The organism is Acidimicrobiales bacterium (genome assembly GCA_035531755.1).
GTDB lineage: Bacteria > Actinomycetota > Acidimicrobiia > Acidimicrobiales > UBA8190 > DATKSK01.
The window spans coordinates 1-16,041 of record DATKSK010000062.1 but is presented as its reverse complement, the minus strand read 5'-3'; the positions used below and the strand labels follow the sequence as shown (position 1 = coordinate 16,041).

Sequence of the window (16,041 nt, the reverse complement as noted above, 5' to 3'; positions counted from 1 at the left end):
GTCAGCGGTTGACGGCGGGGATGGATGTCGTGACCGGGGGCTGCACCCGCATCGCTGTGGCCTGTTCGGCCACGATGGCGCGCTCTCCTTCGTCGGAGATCCGCATGAGCAGCGCGATGAGCACGTAGTTGGCCACGAGGGACGAGCCGCCGTACGCCATGAACGGGAGCGTGATCCCGGTCAGCGGCAGGATCCGCACGATGCCGGCCATGATGAAGAAGGCCTGGAACCCGATGATCACGGTGAGCCCGGCCCCCGCCCCCTGGGCGAACTCCGAGCGGGCCCGCTGGGCGATGCGCATGCCGGCACCGACGAGCAGGACGAAGGCGAACACGATGGCCGTGGTGCCGAGCAGGCCCATCTCGGTGCCGAAGGCGGCGAAGATGTAGTCGCTCTGGACCTCGGGAATGGGGTTCGAACATCCCGCACACACCGGCGCGATGTGGCCGAACCCGAGCCCTGTGCCGAGGAGGCCCCCACTGCCCATGCCGTAGAGCCCGAGCATGATCTGACCGGTCGTCGTGGGATGCAACCATTCGGTGACGCGTTGGTGGACCTGGTAGAAGAGGCGGCTCGACGCCACCGCGCCGATGCCGAAGAGGACGACGCCGAGGATGACGTAGTTCCACCGGCCCGTGGTCAGCCACAGCATGGACATGAACAGCACGAAGATCAGCACGGCGAAGCCGATGTCTCGCTCGGCGCCGAGGACGAGCATGGTGAACCCCCACGCCACCAGGATGGGGACGAGCGGGCGCGGGTCGAGCACGAGGCGGTTGCCGACGCGCAGGGTCGGGACCGACAGCAGCTCGCGCTTCTCCACGAAATAGGACGCGAAGAAGATGCACAGCGCCAGCTTGGCCAGCTCCACCGGCTGGCCGACGACCGGCCCGAAGTGCACCCAGAGGCGAGCGCCGTTGTGGGACTGGCCGAAATGGGGCACGAGGGGGGAGAGCATGAGGGCGGTAGCAGCCAGCAGCAGGAGGTACCGGTAGCGGTCGAGGTCACGTGACCGCCGCACGACCATCAGGGTGAGGATGTAGGCCGCCACGCCGACGGCGGTCCAGCCCGCCTGCGCCCGGGCCCAGTGCTCGGCGATCCGTGCCAGCATCACGTAGCCCAGGCCGTTCAGGAGAAAGGCGATCGGCAGGAGGACCGGGTTGGCGTCGGGGGCGTAGATGCGGTTGGCGATGTGCGCGGCGAGCGCCAGGCCCACCACGATGCCGAGGAACGGCCCGAGGTTGGCGGGGATCTTCGAGGTGGTGCCGACCGACGCCAACACGTAGGCCGCCACCACGATGAGCGCCGCGAGCACGAGGAGTCCCAGCTCGGTCCGCCGCTTGGGCTTCGGCCGGCGAACCCGCTGGCCTGCGCTGGGCGCGAGGCGACGGAAGGGTCGAGGCACCGGGACGAGCCTACCGCCGGGCCCCTCGCGGGCCTCGGCATCCCCGGGCGACCCGTGCGTCCCGGCCGGGCGCCCGGTCGCCGCTCACCAGGCCTTCCGAGGCACGCGCCCCTTCGGACGAGGGGTCACTTCCGGGGGTCGCCGGCAGTACCCTTGAAGGTTGATGCCATCCCCCGAGCCCGCGCCTCGCTCCGGCTCACCCGTCCAGCAGACACGCACGGGCGGTGACCCGGCACCGACGCTGACCGCAGTCGCCACCGAGGACGCGGTGACCGAACGCGGGCCGGAGCGGTTCACCAACCGTGAGCTGTCGTGGCTCGAGTTCGGGTCGCGGCTGCTCGAGCTGGCCGCCGACGACCAGGTGCCGCTGCTCGAACGGGTGAAGTTCCTGGCCATCTTCTCGGAGGGCCTCGACGAGTTCTTCCAGGTGCGGGTGGCCGGTCTGAAGGACCAGGTGGACGCGGGGTTGCGGACCCGGTCCGCCGACGGGCTGCGGCCGAGCGAGACCTTGCGGGCGATCGGGGCGCGGGTGACCGAGCTCGTGGACCGCCAGTCGCACATCTTCGTCGGAGCCGTCGTGCCGGCCCTGGCGGACGCCGGGGTGCGGGTGGCGGACTGGTCCTCGCTCGACGCCGCCGACCGCGAGCACCTCGTCGACGTGTTCCACCGCCAGATCTTCCCGGTGCTCACGCCGCTGTCGGTCGATCCCGGGCACCCCTTCCCGTACATCTCGAACCTGTCGCTCAACCTCATCGTCCGCGTCGGCGACCCCATCACCGGGGTGGAGCGGGTGGCCCGGGTGAAGGTCCCGCCCCTGCTGCCCCGGTTCGTGGTGATGCCCGACGGCGAGCGCTTCGTGGCGCTCGAGCAGATCATCGCGGCCCAGTTGTCCACCCTCTTCCCCGACATGGTGATCGGCGAGCACTACGCCTTCCGGGTGACGCGCAACGCCGACCTCGTGCTCGACGAGGACGAGGCCGACGACCTGCTGGCCGCCGTCGAGATGGAGCTGCGCCGCCGCCGCTTCGGCCGGGCCGTGCGCCTGGAGGTGGCCGCCGAGATGTCCACCGACCTCCGGGACATGCTGGTGCACGAACTCGACCTCGGGCCCGAGGACCTCTACGAGATCGCCGCACCGTTGGACCTCGGCGGCCTGTGGGAGGTGCACCGGCTCGACCGCCCCGACCTCCACGAGGCGGCGTGGGCCCCCATGACGCCCCCGCGGCTCGCCAACGCCGGCAACGAGCCTGCGGACCTCTTCGCGGTGCTGCGCGAGCGCGACGTCCTCGTGCACCATCCCTACGACTCCTTCACGACGTCGGTGGAGGCCTTCATCGCGCAGGCGGCCGCCGACCCCGACGTCCTCGCCATCAAGCAGACGCTGTACCGCACGTCGGGCGACAGCCCCATCGCGGCGTCGCTCATCCAGGCGGCCGAGGCCGGCAAGCAGGTGGCCGCCGTGGTCGAGCTCAAGGCGCGGTTCGACGAGCAGGCCAACATCCTGTGGGCCCGCGCGCTCGAAGAGGCGGGCGTGCACGTGGTCTACGGCCTGGTGGGGTTGAAGACCCACTCCAAGGCGGCGCTGGTGGTGCGGCGCGAGGAGGACGGGATCCGCCGCTACTGCCACCTCGGCACCGGCAACTACAACCCCCGCACGGCACGGCAGTACGAGGACGTCGGGCTGCTGTCGGCCGACCCCGAGCTCGGGGCGGACGTGGGCGACCTGTTCAACTTCCTGACCGGCTACAGCCGGTACGCGCGCTACCGCAAGCTCGTGGTCGCCCCCATGGCGCTGCGCCAGCGCATCGTGGAGCTGATCGAGCAGGAGGCCGCGGCGGGGCCCGACGGGCGCATCGCCATCAAGGTGAACGGTCTCACCGACCCCGACGTGATCGACGCTCTGTACCTGGCGTCGTCGGCGGGCGTGCCCATCGATCTCGTGGTGCGCGGGGTGTGCTGTCTGCGGCCGGGCGTCCCCGGTGTCTCGGAGACGATCCGCGTCCGGTCGATCGTCGGGCGCTTCCTCGAGCACTCCCGCATCTACCGCTTCGGCGGCACCGGCGACCGGCCCTTGACGCTGCTGATGGGGTCCGCCGACCTCATGGAGCGAAACCTCGACCGGCGCATCGAGGTGCTGACCCCGGTGTGCGACCCCGAGCTGCAGGCCCGGCTCCTCGAAGTGCTCGAGCTGAACCTCGCCGACGACACCAACTCGTGGGCGCTCGGCCCGAACGGCTCCTGGGAGCGGGTGGAGCGGGTGGAGGGCATCAGCGCCCAGCGCCGGCTCCAGGAGCTCGCCCGTGACCGTGCCCGCCGGCGGCGTGAAGCCGACACCCTGGGGGCACCCGCCGGCTGAGGTATCCGGCTGCGCGGCCGGCCGGCCGGCTCGGTGACCGGCTGGGTGGCCGGACGGGCGCCGAGCAGCCCGGTCCCGACGTCAGGCGTCGGGCGTCGTCGGCCTCTGGGTCGGCCGCCGGTCGCCCCGTACCGGGCCCTGGTGCGGCACCCGGTCGGTCGGCACCGGCTCGGCCGGCAGCGCGTCGGTGGCACGGCGGACCTTCTCGTCGTCGAGGCTGGCGACCTCCTCCCGGGCGTGGCGCAACCGTTGCCCCCAGCCCTCGCCCGAGAAGCGCAGCGTCAGGTAGGCGATGCCCCCGACCGGGATGGGGAGCCAGAAGTTGACCAGGCGATAGCCGAGGACGCCCAGGATGGCGGTCCCCCGGGGGACGCCGAACCCGGCCAGCGTGGGGATCAGGACACCCTCGATGACCCCGAGACCCGACGGCGTGATGGGGATGACCGCCAGCACGAAGGCCAGCCCGTAGGCGACGAGAAGGTCGATCGGCGAGACGATCTTGCCGAAGGCGGCGATGAACACGAACAGCGAGGAGGCGTCGAGCAGCCAGAACGCCGCCGCCCACCCCACGGCCCGGGTGAGGAGCTGCGGCTCGGCGAGAAAGGCCGCCAGCCGCTCCGCCACCCTCCGGACCTGGATGCCGAGTTTGTCGCCGTCGAGGAAGGGCACGCGCGCCGCCCACCGGCGGATGGTCTCGACGGACCGGTCACGCCCCCGCGTGAGCGCCACCACGATCCCCGCGAAGAGGCCCATGAGGACCACGCCGGCGCCGGCGGCCAGAGCGTAGAGCGGGTTGTAGCCGTGGAGGAACACCGACACGAGCAGCGCCGACCACAGGATCGAATTGAGGACGAGCGCCGAGCCCGCACCCTGCATGGCGAGTGCGAAGCCGGCATCGGCGCCCGCCACTCCGGACTGCGTGAGGAGCCGGTAGGCGACGGCGGTCCCCGGTGCGGTGCCGCCGGGCATGATGTGGCTGACGGCCAGGCTCGACATGTTGATCCGCAGTAGCCGGGACCGCGGCGGCCCCTCGCGGCGCAACACCGTGTGGGTGAGCTGGCTGTACGACACCAGCGCGGCGGCCTCGAGGACCACGCCGGCGACGACGTAGGCGATGTTGATGCGGCCCAGCAGGTCGAGCGATTTGCGGGCGCCGGCCAGCTGGGGGAGGACCAGGTACTCCAGGATCAGGAACAGGGCGACCGCATAGATCCCCCATTTGACCTGGTGGCGCACTCGTCGACGCCGCGGCGCGGCCACGGCTCCCTCCTCCATGAAGGTCATGCTTCCACGCGGAGCCGTCCGGGCACGGGACTGGGGCGGGCGATCGGGCCCGCCCGGCCCGCCCGGCCCGGCCCGCCCCCGGCCCGCTGGGCCCGGCCCGCCCCGGCCCGCCCCCGGCCCCCCGGCCGCCCTCAGGTGCGGCGGAACCGGGTGCCGAGGCGCAGGGACAGGAACGCGCCACCCCCGATGGGGATGGGCAGCCAGAAGTTGACCAGCCGATAGCCGAGCACGGCCAGGATGGCCTTGTCCCGGGGGACGCCGAACCCGGCGAGGGTGGGGATCAGGACACCCTCGATGACCCCGAGGCCCGACGGGGTGATGGGGATGACGGCGAGGACGTTGGCCAGGCCGTAGGCGACGAGAAGGTCGATGGGCGAGACGAGCTTGCCGAACGCCGCGATGAAGACCCACAGGCACGCGGCGTCCAACAGCCAGTTGGCCGCGGCCCACACCACCGCCCGCCGGAGCAGCCGAGGCTCGCCCACGAGGGCGCGCAACCGGTCGGCCACGTTCTCGACCACGTGGGCCACCCTCTCGCCGTCGAGGAGGGGCAGCCGGTCCGCGATGCGCCGCATGACGTCGACGGCCCGGTGCTGTCCCCGCAGGAGCAGGACGACGACGCCGCCGAACGCCGTCATGAGCAGCACCCCCACGCCGGCGGCCACGCCGTAGAGCGGGTTGAACCCGTGGAGGAACAGCGAGACGACGAGTGCCGTCCAGAACAGGATGTTGAGCACCACCGCCGACCCCGCCCCCTGCATGGCGAGCGCGAACCCCGCGTCGGGCCCCGCCACCCCGGCCTCGGTGAGGAGCCGGTAGGCGAGCCCCGTCCCCGGTGCGGTGCCACCGGGGACGACGTGGCTCACCGCCAGGCTGGAAAGGTCGATGCGCAGCAGGCGTGACCGCCTGACGGCGCCGGCCGGCAGCACCGTGCGCGTGAGCTCCGCGTACGCGACGAGCGCGGCGGCCTCGAGCACCACACCGGCGACGAGGTAGGGGATGCGGACGGCGGTGATCTGGTGCAGGGCCGTGCGCGCCCCGGAGATCTCGGGGAGCACGAGGTAGCCGACGACCCCGACGACGAGCGCGGTGATCCCCCACCGGACCTCGCGCGGGACCCACCGGCGCCGTCGGGCCGCGTGGTCCGAGCCCGGCATGCGCCTCATGGTGGCACGATCCGCGCGGTCCCAGCTGCCATGCTGGAGGGATGCCGGAGGACGTCGCGCCGCCCACGACCCGGCGCGCCCGGCTCTGGGAGCGGGCCGAAGAGCGCCACGTCCCGCTCCTCGCCATCCTGACGACGGTGGGGGTGGTCGTCTCGATCTACCTCGCCGGCCAGATCGTCTACAAGCTGCGCGAAGTCATCCTGCTCATGGTGGTGGCCGGGTTCATCGCCCTGCTGCTCAACCCGCTCGTCGGCGTCTTGCGGCAGGTGGGGGTCCGACGGCGCGGCTCGGCCGTGGCGATCGTCACGCTGGTGGCGCTGCTCGTGTTCGCCGGCCTCGCCTTCGCGTTCGGCTATCCGCTCGCCCAGGGGCTCAACCACCTCATCCGCGACCTGCCCAGCTACGTGCGCAAGGCAGAGGAGGGCAAGGGGTGGATCGGGCACCTGGCGCGCCGGTACCACGTGCAGCACTGGGTCCAGCAGAACCAGCAGAAGCTGCAGACCTTCGCCACCAACCTGTCGAAGCCGGCGCTGACGCTCGGCAAGGGTGCGCTGTCCCTGGTGATCGCGTTGTTCGCCATCTTCATGCTGGTGGTCCTGCTCCTGTTCGAGGCGTCGAAGCTCCGCATCGGCGTGTTGCGGCTCTTGGAGCCCGAGCGCGCCGCGCGCCTCACCCGCGTGGCCGGCGAGGTGAACCGCTCGGTCACCGGCTACATGCTCGGTAACTTCATCACCTCGATCATCGCCGGGGTTGTGGTGTTCGTCACCTTGTGGCTCCTCGGCGTCCCCTTCGCGCTGTTGTGGGCGTTGTGGGTCGCCCTCGTCGACTTCCTGCCCATGATCGGCGGGGCCCTGGCCGGGATCCCCACCGTCCTCTTCGCGCTGACGCACTCGCTGACGGCGGGCATCGTCACCCTGGTCGTGTTCCTGGCCTACACGCAGATCGAGAACCACGTCCTCAACCCGATCGTCATGAGCCGCACCGTACGGATCAACCCGCTCCTCGTGCTCATCTCGATTCTCGTCGGTGCCAACGTGGGCGATCTGGTGGGCGGGTTCTTCGGCGGGTTCGTGGGCACCCTGCTGGCCATTCCCATCGCCGGGTCGGTCCAGGTCGTCGTGCGTGAGCTGTGGCGGTCGACGGCACCCGAGGCGCAATTGCAGGTGGTCGGGAACGGCGGCGCCCGCCCGACGGTCACCTAAGCTGCCGCCCGTGCGCGTCCTGGTCGTGCTCCCGACGTACAACGAATCGGAGAACATCGACCGCGTCCTGCGGCGGATCCGGGCTGCCCTGCCCGACGCCGGCGTGCTCGTGGTCGACGACGGCAGCCCCGACGGGACCGCCGACATGGCCGACAAGCTGGGCGTGGAGCTCGGGGGTATCGAGGTCCTGCGGCGCAAGGCCAAGGCCGGCCTGGGCAGCGCCTATCGCGCCGGGTTCGCCTGGGGCCTCGAACGCGGCTGGGAGGCCCTGGTGGAGATGGACGCCGACCTCTCCCACGAGCCCGAGGCCCTCCCGACCCTGATCGCCCCGCTCGACGAGGGCGTCGACCTCGTGGTCGGGTCCCGCTACGTGCCCGGCGGGTCGATCCCCAACTGGCGGTGGCACCGCCGCCTGCTGTCGCAGGGGGGCAACATCTACGCGGCGGTGCTGCTGGGGCTGCACGTCACCGACTCGACGTCGGGGTTCCGCGCCTACCGGGCCGACGCCCTGCGCCGGATCGACCTGGGGGCGGTGCGGGCCGAGGGGTACGGGTTCCAGATCGAGATGGTCCACCGGGTCCTCGAGCAGGGCGGCCAGGTGACCGAGGTGCCGATCCGGTTCGTGGACCGGGTCGAGGGCAAGTCGAAGATGTCCATGCACATCGTGGTGGAGGCGCTCCTCCTGGTCACCTGGTGGGCCCTCAAGCGTGCGGGCCAGGTCCTGGTCCACGGGGGCCGGCGCGCTCGCCGGGCGCGAAGCGGCGCCTAGCTCCGGGGCCACGGCGCCCTGCTCGTCCCGTTCATCTGCGAAAATGAAGGGCGTGGGTGAGCCGAACAGGATCCTGGTGGTCGACGACGAGCCCTACATCACCGATCTCCTGGGCGCCGCCCTGCGCTTCGAGGGGTTCACGGTGGAGACCGCCGCCACCGGGGGCGAGGCCATGGCGCTCGCCGAGCGGGGCGGCCACGACCTGATGCTCCTCGACGTGATGCTGCCCGACGTCGACGGCACCGAGGTGTGCCGGCGGCTGCGGGCCCAGGGTGTGCGGACCCCCGTGCTCTTCCTGACCGCCCGCGACGCCACCGAGGACAAGGTGGGGGGCCTCACCGCGGGCGGGGACGACTACGTCACCAAGCCCTTCAGCCTCGACGAGCTCGTCGCCCGCATCCACGCCGTCCTGCGCCGGACCTCGTTGGCGCAGAGCGCCGACGAGCGGCTCCGGTTCACAGACCTCGAGATGGACGACCAGACCCACGAGGTGTGGCGCCAGGGCACGCTCGTGGAGCTGACCGCCACGGAGTTCAACCTGTTGCGCTACCTCCTCGAGAACGCGCGCCGGGTCCTTTCCAAGAGCGACATCCTGGACCACGTGTGGCACTACGACTTCGACGGCGACCCGAACATCGTGGAGACCTACATCAGCTATCTGCGCAAGAAGATCGACTGCTTCGACCCACCGTTGATCCACACCATCCGCGGCGTCGGCTACACGCTCCGCCTGCCCCGGGACAAGGAGTAGGCGAGATGCCCCACCGGTGTGGCGAGCGGGGGAGGCGGGCCCGGTGACGCTGCGCCGCCGGCTCGTGGTCGGCATGCTCCTGCTCCTCGTGGCGGGCCTCATCACGACCGACCTGCTCACGTCGTCGTCGCTGCGGTCGTTCCTCCTCGGACGGCTCGACGACCAGCTCGACGTGTCGCAGGGCCAGGCCTACAACTACATCTATCAGGTGTACGAGCGCGACCTGCAGAGCGGGGTCCGGACGCCGCTCACGGACCCCCGCGCCTGGCTCGCGGACCTGGCGGCGCCGCTTCCCGTTTCCGTTCCGAGTGGCGCCAGCGCCTCCGCCGCGGGCCAGGCCGGCACGGGCCGGACGGGTGCCGACCAGGCCGGGGCGACGCCGTCGTCGAGCGCGGCCCCGCCCCGGGCTCTCCGGCTGAATCCCGGCGCGTTGGCCGGCCGCCTCAGCTCGGACGCCTACGTCGAGGTCATCTCGGCCAACGGCAAGGTGCTGTTCCGGGACCCGTCGGGCCCGGTGGGCAACCCCGACGCCGCGCCCGTGCTCCCGGCCCGGCTGGCGGTCCAGCACCTGCCCGCCTTCCACGTCCCCGGGCGGAACCACGGCCCGTACGCGCCGGAGAGCCCGTCGTTCGACGTGGCCGCGGTGGGCTCGCCGGGACTGCACTACCGCGCCCAGGCCGTCGCCGTGCCCGGCGGCGTCCTGATCACCGCCATCTCCCTCGACCCCACCGAGGAGACCCTGGCGTCGCTGACGCACATCGAGGTCTTCGTGTCGTTCGCCGTCAGCGTGGCCCTGCTGCTCCTGGCCCTGTGGATCGTCCGCATCGGCATGCGCCCCCTCGACGACATGACCGAGACGGCCGGCGCCATCGCCCGCGGAGACCTGACGCGACGGATCCGGCGTGCCGAGGTGCACAGCGAAGTCGGTCGGCTGGGGACCGCACTCAACGGGATGCTGAGCCAGATCGAGGCCGCGTTCCGCGAGCGCACCCGGTCCGAGTCGCGTCTGCGGCGGTTCGTGGCCGACGCCTCGCACGAGCTGCGGACGCCGCTCACCTCGATCAGGGGCTATGCCGAGCTGCTGCGCAAGGGCGCGTTCGACTCGGAGGACGAGCGCCGCCGCGCCGCCGAGCGCATCGAGAACGAGGCGGCCCGCATGAGCCTCCTCGTGGACGACCTGCTCCTGCTGGCGCGCCTCGACCAGGGCCGGCCGCTCGAGCAGACCCCCGTGGACCTGTGCCACGTCGTGAGCGACGCCGTCGACGCCACCCGGGTGCACGACACCGGCCGGACGATCACCCTCGACACGGACGGAGCCGTCGTCGTGGCCGGCGACGCCGACCGGCTCCGCCAGATCGTCGACAACCTCCTGCGCAACGCCGTCGTGCACACGCCGGCGGGCACGCCCGTGCAGGTGTCGGTGCAACGACGCCATCAGACGGCCGTGCTGCGCGTGGCCGACGAGGGTCCCGGGCTCGACCCCGAGCAGGCGGCCCGGGTCTTCGACCGCTTCTACCGGGGCAGCCAGGCCCGCACCGGGGAGGGCACGGGCCTCGGCCTGTCGATCGTGGCCGCCCTGGCGAATGCCCACGGCGGGCGTGCGACCATCAATACGGCTCCCGGCGTGGGGACGGCGCTCACCGTGGAGATCCCGCTCGCCCCGCCCGCAGGGGAGACCCCACACGACACGGCGCCTGTCGCGGTGGGCCGGGTGCCGGGCGGGGCCGGCGGCGCGGATCCGGTCGAGGGCGCTCCCGAGGAGGACAGCACGGTCCCCGCCGACGGCGCGGGCCCGACCGATGACGCCAGCCTTGCCCCGTCCCTTCGTCGTTGACCGGGGCCGGGGCCGCCCGGTCCTGTTGGTCCATGGGCAGCCGGGTCTCGGCACCGACTGGGAGCGCGTGGCGGAGCGCCTGGCGGACCACCGGCTGCTCATCGTGGACCGTCCCGGGTACGGGCGCGGCGGTGAGGAGACGCTCGGCATCGCCGGGAACGCCGACGCCCTCGCCGACGTCCTGACCGAGCGCGCCGCGGTGCCCGCCACCGTGGTGGGCCACAGCTACGGCGGGGGGATCGCCATCATGCTGGCGGCGCACCGGCCCGAGCTCGTGTCGGGCCTGGTGCTCGTGGGGTCGATCGGCCGGGCCGACAGCGTCAACGGCCTGGACCGCGTGCTCGCCACGCCGGTCCTGGGCGAGGCCATCAGCGCCGCGGGCCTGTTCGCGCTCGGCCGCGTCCTGCCCCGGCTGCGCACCGCCACCGGCGACCGGGCGAACCGCGCCCTGGCGTGGCTCCGGGCGAGCCTGCCCGACGAGACCTACGACAGGGTGTCGTCGCAACCGGGCCGCCGGGTGTGGCACAGCTTCGTGGCCGAGCAGCGCACGCTGATGCGCGAGATCGACGCGGTGGAGACCGCCCTCGGCTCCGTGCGGGCGCCGACGGTGGTCATCTCGGGGACGTGGGACGTGGTGGTCCCGCCGTCGGTGTCCACGAGCGTGGCGGCGTCGATCCCCGGGAGCGAGCTCGTGACCATCGCCCGCACCGGCCACTTCGTCCCCCGCGACGCGCCCGCGGTGGTGGCCGCGGCGGTGCGCAGCACCGAGGCGCGCGCCGACGGTGGCCGGGCAGCACCCCGGGAGCAGCCCACGGGCACGTAGCCGGCCGGGGATGCGAGACTGCCGGCCATGGCCATCGATTTCACCTTCGCCCCCGAGGTCGAGGACGCGCGCCTGCGCATGCGGAGCTTCGTCGAGCAGGACGTGCGCCCCACCGAGGAGCGGCTCGTCGCCGGGGCGGCCGGCCGCGGCGAGTGGCGTGCCGAGCTCGACCGGCTGCGTGAGCGGGCGCGCGAGCTCGAGCTGTGGATGCCGCACATGCCGCCCGAGTGGGGTGGCACCGGCCTCGCCCCCACGGCGCTGGCGGCGGTGTCCGCCGAAGCGGCCACGGCGCGCTTCGGCCCCTACGTCGTGAACTGCTACGCGCCCGACGAGGGCAACATGCACACGATCCTGCACTGGGGGACCGACGACCAGAAGGAGCGCTACCTGCGGCCCATGTGTGAGGGGAGGATGCGGTCGTGCTTCGCCATGACCGAACCCGAGGTGGCGGGGTCCGACCCCACCCTCATGCGGACGCGGGCCGTGCCCGACGGCGACGAATGGGTGATCAACGGGCACAAGTGGTTCATCAGCGGGGCACGCGGCGCGCGCTTCGCCATCCTCGTCGCCCGCACGGAGGACGATCCCGAGGTCCCGCAGGCGGCCACCACGGCGTTCATCGTCGACGTCCCGTCCGAGGGCTGGGAGATCGTGCGGGACGTGGAGACCATGTCCGGGAGCCACAACCACTGCGAGATCCGCATCACCGACCTGCGGGTGCCCGACGCCAACCGCCTGGGCGGGCGGGGCCAGGGCCACCGCCTGGGGCAGTCCCGGCTCGGCCCGGCGCGCTTGGCGCACTGCATGCGCTGGCTGGGACAGATCGAGACGGCCCTCGACCTCATGGTGGCGCGGGCCACCGAGCGTTACTCGCACGGGTCGTACCTGTCGGAGAAGCAGGGCATCCAGTGGCTGGTGAGCGAGTCGGCCATCGAGCTGTACCAGGCGAAGCTGATGGTGCTGCACGCCGCCTACCGCATCGAGCACGGTCTGCCGTTCACCACCGAGGTCTCGATGGCCAAGCACCACGTGGCCAACACCCTGTGGCGCGTGATCGACCGGGCGGTCCAGGTCCACGGTGCGCTCGGCTACTCCAAGGACTCCCCGCTCGCCGACATGCTGCTCCAGGCGCGCTGGAGCCGCTTCGCCGACGGCGCCGACGAGATCCACAAGTGGCGCGTGGCCGAGGCCGTGATAACGGCGTACAAGGAGCACGGCTCGACGCGCTCGGCGACGGGCGACCTGCCGCTCTGACCCGCGACCGGACTTCGCAGGGCGATGGAGCGCGTCAGGGAAAACCCCGATTGCGCGACGCCTGTCGATCCTGCACCATCGATCGATGCGTGCCCACCCGGGGATGACGCCCGAGGCCGTCGAGACCATGGGCGCCATGTCGCCCAGGCGGTGCTGGCGCGACGGCAGCCGGCCGAGGAGCGGGCCCGAGCGGCCCGCCCGCCGGGCTCGCCCGCCCCGCCCGCCGGGCCCGACCCGCCGGGCCCGACCCCTCGGATCCGTACGACCCCGCGTCTCCGTCCGACAGGACGTGCGGGGCGCCGTCACTGACGCCGGACCGCCCGGTACGCTCGCTCGGATCACACACGGCGCCGGGCACGAGCCTGCGAGAGAGGCGGACGTCGGATGACAACGACCACGCTCCCCGACTCCTCGGCGAGAACGGCCGCCGACAGCCAATGGGCGGTGGAGACCCATGGGCTGACCAAACGGTTCGGGGAGAACGTCGCCGTGAACGGCGTGGAGCTCCTCGTCCCCCGGGGTTGCGCCTTCGGCTACCTCGGCCCCAACGGCGCCGGGAAGACCACGCTCATCCGGGTGCTGCTGGGCCTGACGCACGCCGATGCCGGCACGATGTCCCTGCTCGGTTACCCCGTCCCCCGGCATCGTGACGCCGCCCTGGCACGCGTCGGCGCCATCGTCGACGAGCCCCGCTTCCACGGCCACCTGACCGGGAGGCAGAACCTCCAGATCCTGGCGGCCGCACGCGAGCCCGAGGCGCGCCACCGCATCGGGCCGGCGCTCGAACGGGTGGGGATCCTGCACCGCGCCGACGACCGGGTGTCGAAGTACTCGATGGGCATGCGCCAGCGCCTCGGGGTCGCCGCCTGCCTGATCGGGGACCCGCAGCTGCTGATCCTGGACGAGCCGATGAACGGGCTCGACCCGGCCGGCATGCAGGACATGCGCGACATGATCCTGTCGCTGGTGGCCGAGGGGCGCACGGTCGTGCTCTCCTCCCACCTCCTCGACGAAGTCGAGCGGACCTGCGACGCCGTCGCCATCGTGGACCGGGGCAACGTGATCCGCCAGGGGGCGATCTCCGATCTGCTGGCGGGGACGTCGCTCGCGCTCGAGGTCGACACGTCCGAGCCCGACCGCGCCCGCACCCTGCTCGACGCCACCGCCATCGGTGCCGCCGTCGAGGTCGGCCCGGGGGGGCTGCGGATCACGCTGCCGGCGGGGACGGGGCGCGGCGTCGTCGCCGAGATCAACCGGGTCCTGGTGCAAGGCGGCATCTCGGTGTACCGGCTCCAGGAGATCCAGACCTCGCTCGAGTCATGGTTCCTGGAGGTCACGAGTCGGCTGGGGGCGTCGGAATGACGACCCTGCACGACACGGGCGCACCGGCGCCGGCGCCGACGCCGGCGCCCGCCGGAGGGCCACCCGACCGCCGGGGATCGTGGATCCCCACCGGCGCCATGATCGCCACGAGATTCATGGAGCTGCGCAAGCGGCGCGGTCTCATGGTCGCCCTGGTCGTGGTGACCATCGGGATCCCCGCCCTCTTCCTCGTCGTCCGCCTGGTGGCGCATGCCATCGCGCCCAGGTCCTATGGGCCCGCCGGCGGCTACGACATCTACACCGCCCTCGTCGCCGGCGTGCTCTACGTCTTCGGCTTCATCGTCGCCGCCACCCTGGGCTGCACGGCCGGGTCCGTCGACCTCACCGATGGGATGTTCCGGCACCTGGTGGTGACGGGCCGCTCGCGCCTTGCGCTCTACCTGGCGCGGATCCCCGCCGGGCTGGCCATCATCGGGTCGCTGGTGGCGATGGGCTTCACCATCGTGTGCGTCGTCTGCGTCTTCGCCGCCCCCACCGCGATCAACTACAGCGGTGTGAACGTGCCTGCCGGTCTGTCGCGCACCGGCTTCGAGAGCTGGGCCGCCGACCACGCCGCCGTGGTGCTGTGCGAGCTCCCCGGCCCCGCACCGGCGACCCTGGCGTGCAACGGCCCCAACGGCGGCCCCGGCGGCGTCGTGGGGCCCGGCGGTCCCCGTGGTGCGATCGTGAAAGGACCGGTGGGCTCGATCGGCTCCCAGCCGCTCACCCCCGCCGCGCTGCGGACGCTGGCGGTCCAGAACGCCGCCCAGGACTACTCCGACTACAGCCGGATCTTCCTGTACCCGTCGGACTCGCTCATGATCAGGAGCGGGCTGTGGATCGAGCTCGAAGCGGCCATCGGGTTCATCGTCGGTCTCGGGCTGGGGTCGCTCCTGGGGCAGAGAACGGTCGCCGTGATCTTGATGATCGTGCTCGAGATCGTCCTGACGCCGATCTTCTCCAGGGCGCGCATCCCCCACCTGTCGAACCTGCAGCGCTCGGTGGTCGGGCTGGCCACGGCCCATCTGGAGCCCGCCGGGCTGCCGTTGGCGCTCGGCGGTGGCGGGGATCGCGCCGGGCCCCATGTGGCGTCGCTGCTGCTGCCCGAGTCGACGACCGTGGCCGTCTGCGTCATCGTCGCCTGGCTGGTGGGTTGGACCGTCCTCGGCGCGTGGCGGATGATGACCAGGGACGCCTGAGAGAAGCGGGCGTCGGGGCCCGGGCGTCCCGGAGCGGGGACCAGCCGGAGCGGGGATCAGAAGGTGTAGCGGTAGACCACCTGGGCGACGCACGAGGGCTTGTCCGATCCCTCGGTCTCGATGGTCACGTCCAGGACGACCTGTACGGCGTCGGCGCCCACGTCCTCCACCGACCCGATGGCGGCCCCGAGGCGGAGCTTCGAGCCGACCTTCACGGGAGAGGGGAAGCGGACCTTGTTGCACCCGTAGTTCACCCCGAATTGGAACCCCTCGACGCGCACCACCTCGTGCAGGATCGACGGGATGATCGACAGCGTCAGGTAGCCGTGGGCGATGGTCGCCCCGAAGGGCCCGGCGGCGGCGCGCTCGGGGTCGACGTGGATCCACTGCCTGTCGCCCGTCGCCTCCGCGAAGGCGTTCACCGCCTGCTGGGTGACGGCGCGCCAGCCGCTCTCGGGGAGCGGGGAGGAGACTAGGCCCTCGAGCTCGTCGAGGCGCAGGCGGCGCGGGCCGGGCACAGGAGGGGAAGTACCAGCGCGCCGCGCGCAGGTCAAGAGCACACGAGTCGTCGTGGCGAAGCGGCTATCGTGCGACCCATGGAGTTCCCGACGATCGACGAGCTGCGGGGCGCCCTGC

Annotated in this window: 13 protein-coding genes; 9 read left to right on the top strand and 4 right to left on the bottom strand. The window is 72.3% G+C overall.

Translation table 11 applies throughout. The features are described 5' to 3' along the window. Position 1 precedes the first annotated feature (1 nt). Entirely contained in the window at positions 2-1,405 is a 1,404-nt protein-coding gene (locus VMV22_12610; protein ID HUY23169.1) for an FtsW/RodA/SpoVE family cell cycle protein, read from the bottom strand. Between the two features lie 163 nt (positions 1,406-1,568). Between VMV22_12610 and VMV22_12605 the strand changes: the two genes are divergently transcribed. Next, entirely contained in the window at positions 1,569-3,761 is a 2,193-nt protein-coding gene (locus tag VMV22_12605) for an RNA degradosome polyphosphate kinase (GenBank protein HUY23168.1), read from the top strand. Positions 3,762-3,842: 81 nt separating this feature from the next. Here the strand turns inward: VMV22_12605 and VMV22_12600 are convergent, their stop codons facing one another. Then, positions 3,843-5,036 carry a YbhN family protein gene (locus tag VMV22_12600; GenBank protein HUY23167.1) on the bottom strand — a complete coding sequence of 398 codons (1,194 nt, stop codon included), beginning with the start codon at positions 5,034-5,036 and terminating at the stop codon, positions 3,843-3,845. A gap of 140 nt (positions 5,037-5,176) precedes the next feature. Further along, positions 5,177-6,202, bottom strand: a complete 1,026-nt coding sequence (locus VMV22_12595; protein ID HUY23166.1) for a YbhN family protein — start codon at positions 6,200-6,202, stop codon at positions 5,177-5,179. Positions 6,203-6,252: 50 nt separating this feature from the next. Between VMV22_12595 and VMV22_12590 the strand changes: the two genes are divergently transcribed. From VMV22_12590 to VMV22_12555, 8 genes are all read left to right on the top strand, one after another. Further along, positions 6,253-7,413 (top strand): AI-2E family transporter, encoded by a 1,161-nt coding sequence (locus VMV22_12590; protein ID HUY23165.1) that lies wholly within the window; start codon positions 6,253-6,255, stop codon positions 7,411-7,413. A gap of 10 nt (positions 7,414-7,423) precedes the next feature. Continuing rightward, positions 7,424-8,182, top strand: coding sequence for a polyprenol monophosphomannose synthase (locus VMV22_12585; protein ID HUY23164.1), 759 nt, complete (start codon positions 7,424-7,426; stop codon positions 8,180-8,182). A 52-nt stretch (positions 8,183-8,234) separates the two neighbouring features. Beyond that, entirely contained in the window at positions 8,235-8,933 is a 699-nt protein-coding gene (locus VMV22_12580; protein HUY23163.1) for a response regulator transcription factor, read from the top strand. Between the two features lie 43 nt (positions 8,934-8,976). Continuing rightward, on the top strand, positions 8,977-10,767 hold the full coding sequence (locus VMV22_12575) for a HAMP domain-containing sensor histidine kinase (protein ID HUY23162.1): 1,791 nt from the start codon (positions 8,977-8,979) through the stop codon (positions 10,765-10,767). Then, positions 10,745-11,590 carry an alpha/beta hydrolase gene (locus VMV22_12570; GenBank protein HUY23161.1) on the top strand — a complete coding sequence of 282 codons (846 nt, stop codon included), beginning with the start codon at positions 10,745-10,747 and terminating at the stop codon, positions 11,588-11,590. The genes VMV22_12575 and VMV22_12570 overlap by 23 nt, the downstream gene beginning before the upstream one ends. Positions 11,591-11,617: 27 nt before the next feature. Further along, positions 11,618-12,844: an acyl-CoA dehydrogenase family protein gene (locus tag VMV22_12565; protein ID HUY23160.1), complete on the top strand. Its 1,227-nt coding sequence runs from the start codon at positions 11,618-11,620 to the stop codon at positions 12,842-12,844. 384 nt (positions 12,845-13,228) lie between these two features. Further along, complete coding sequence (locus VMV22_12560; GenBank protein HUY23159.1) at positions 13,229-14,206, top strand: ABC transporter ATP-binding protein; 978 nt, start codon at positions 13,229-13,231, stop codon at positions 14,204-14,206. Continuing rightward, positions 14,203-15,405 (top strand): hypothetical protein, encoded by a 1,203-nt coding sequence (locus VMV22_12555; GenBank protein ID HUY23158.1) that lies wholly within the window; start codon positions 14,203-14,205, stop codon positions 15,403-15,405. The genes VMV22_12560 and VMV22_12555 overlap by 4 nt, the downstream gene beginning before the upstream one ends. A gap of 56 nt (positions 15,406-15,461) precedes the next feature. On the opposite strand, the gene VMV22_12550 is transcribed toward VMV22_12555, so the two are convergent. After that, positions 15,462-15,923: a MaoC family dehydratase gene (locus VMV22_12550; GenBank protein ID HUY23157.1), complete on the bottom strand. Its 462-nt coding sequence runs from the start codon at positions 15,921-15,923 to the stop codon at positions 15,462-15,464. Positions 15,924-16,041 lie beyond the last annotated feature (118 nt).

Coding starts and splice junctions, on each gene's coding strand:
- VMV22_12560 (HUY23159.1), top strand. CDS start 13,229: ATGACAACGACCACGCTCCCCGACTCCTCGGCGAGAACGGCCGCCGAC.
- VMV22_12595 (HUY23166.1), bottom strand. CDS start 6,202: ATGCCGGGCTCGGACCACGCGGCCCGACGGCGCCGGTGGGTCCCGCGC.
- VMV22_12600 (HUY23167.1), bottom strand. CDS start 5,036: ATGGAGGAGGGAGCCGTGGCCGCGCCGCGGCGTCGACGAGTGCGCCAC.
- VMV22_12555 (HUY23158.1), top strand. CDS start 14,203: ATGACGACCCTGCACGACACGGGCGCACCGGCGCCGGCGCCGACGCCG.
- VMV22_12565 (HUY23160.1), top strand. CDS start 11,618: ATGGCCATCGATTTCACCTTCGCCCCCGAGGTCGAGGACGCGCGCCTG.
- VMV22_12605 (HUY23168.1), top strand. CDS start 1,569: ATGCCATCCCCCGAGCCCGCGCCTCGCTCCGGCTCACCCGTCCAGCAG.
- VMV22_12590 (HUY23165.1), top strand. CDS start 6,253: ATGCCGGAGGACGTCGCGCCGCCCACGACCCGGCGCGCCCGGCTCTGG.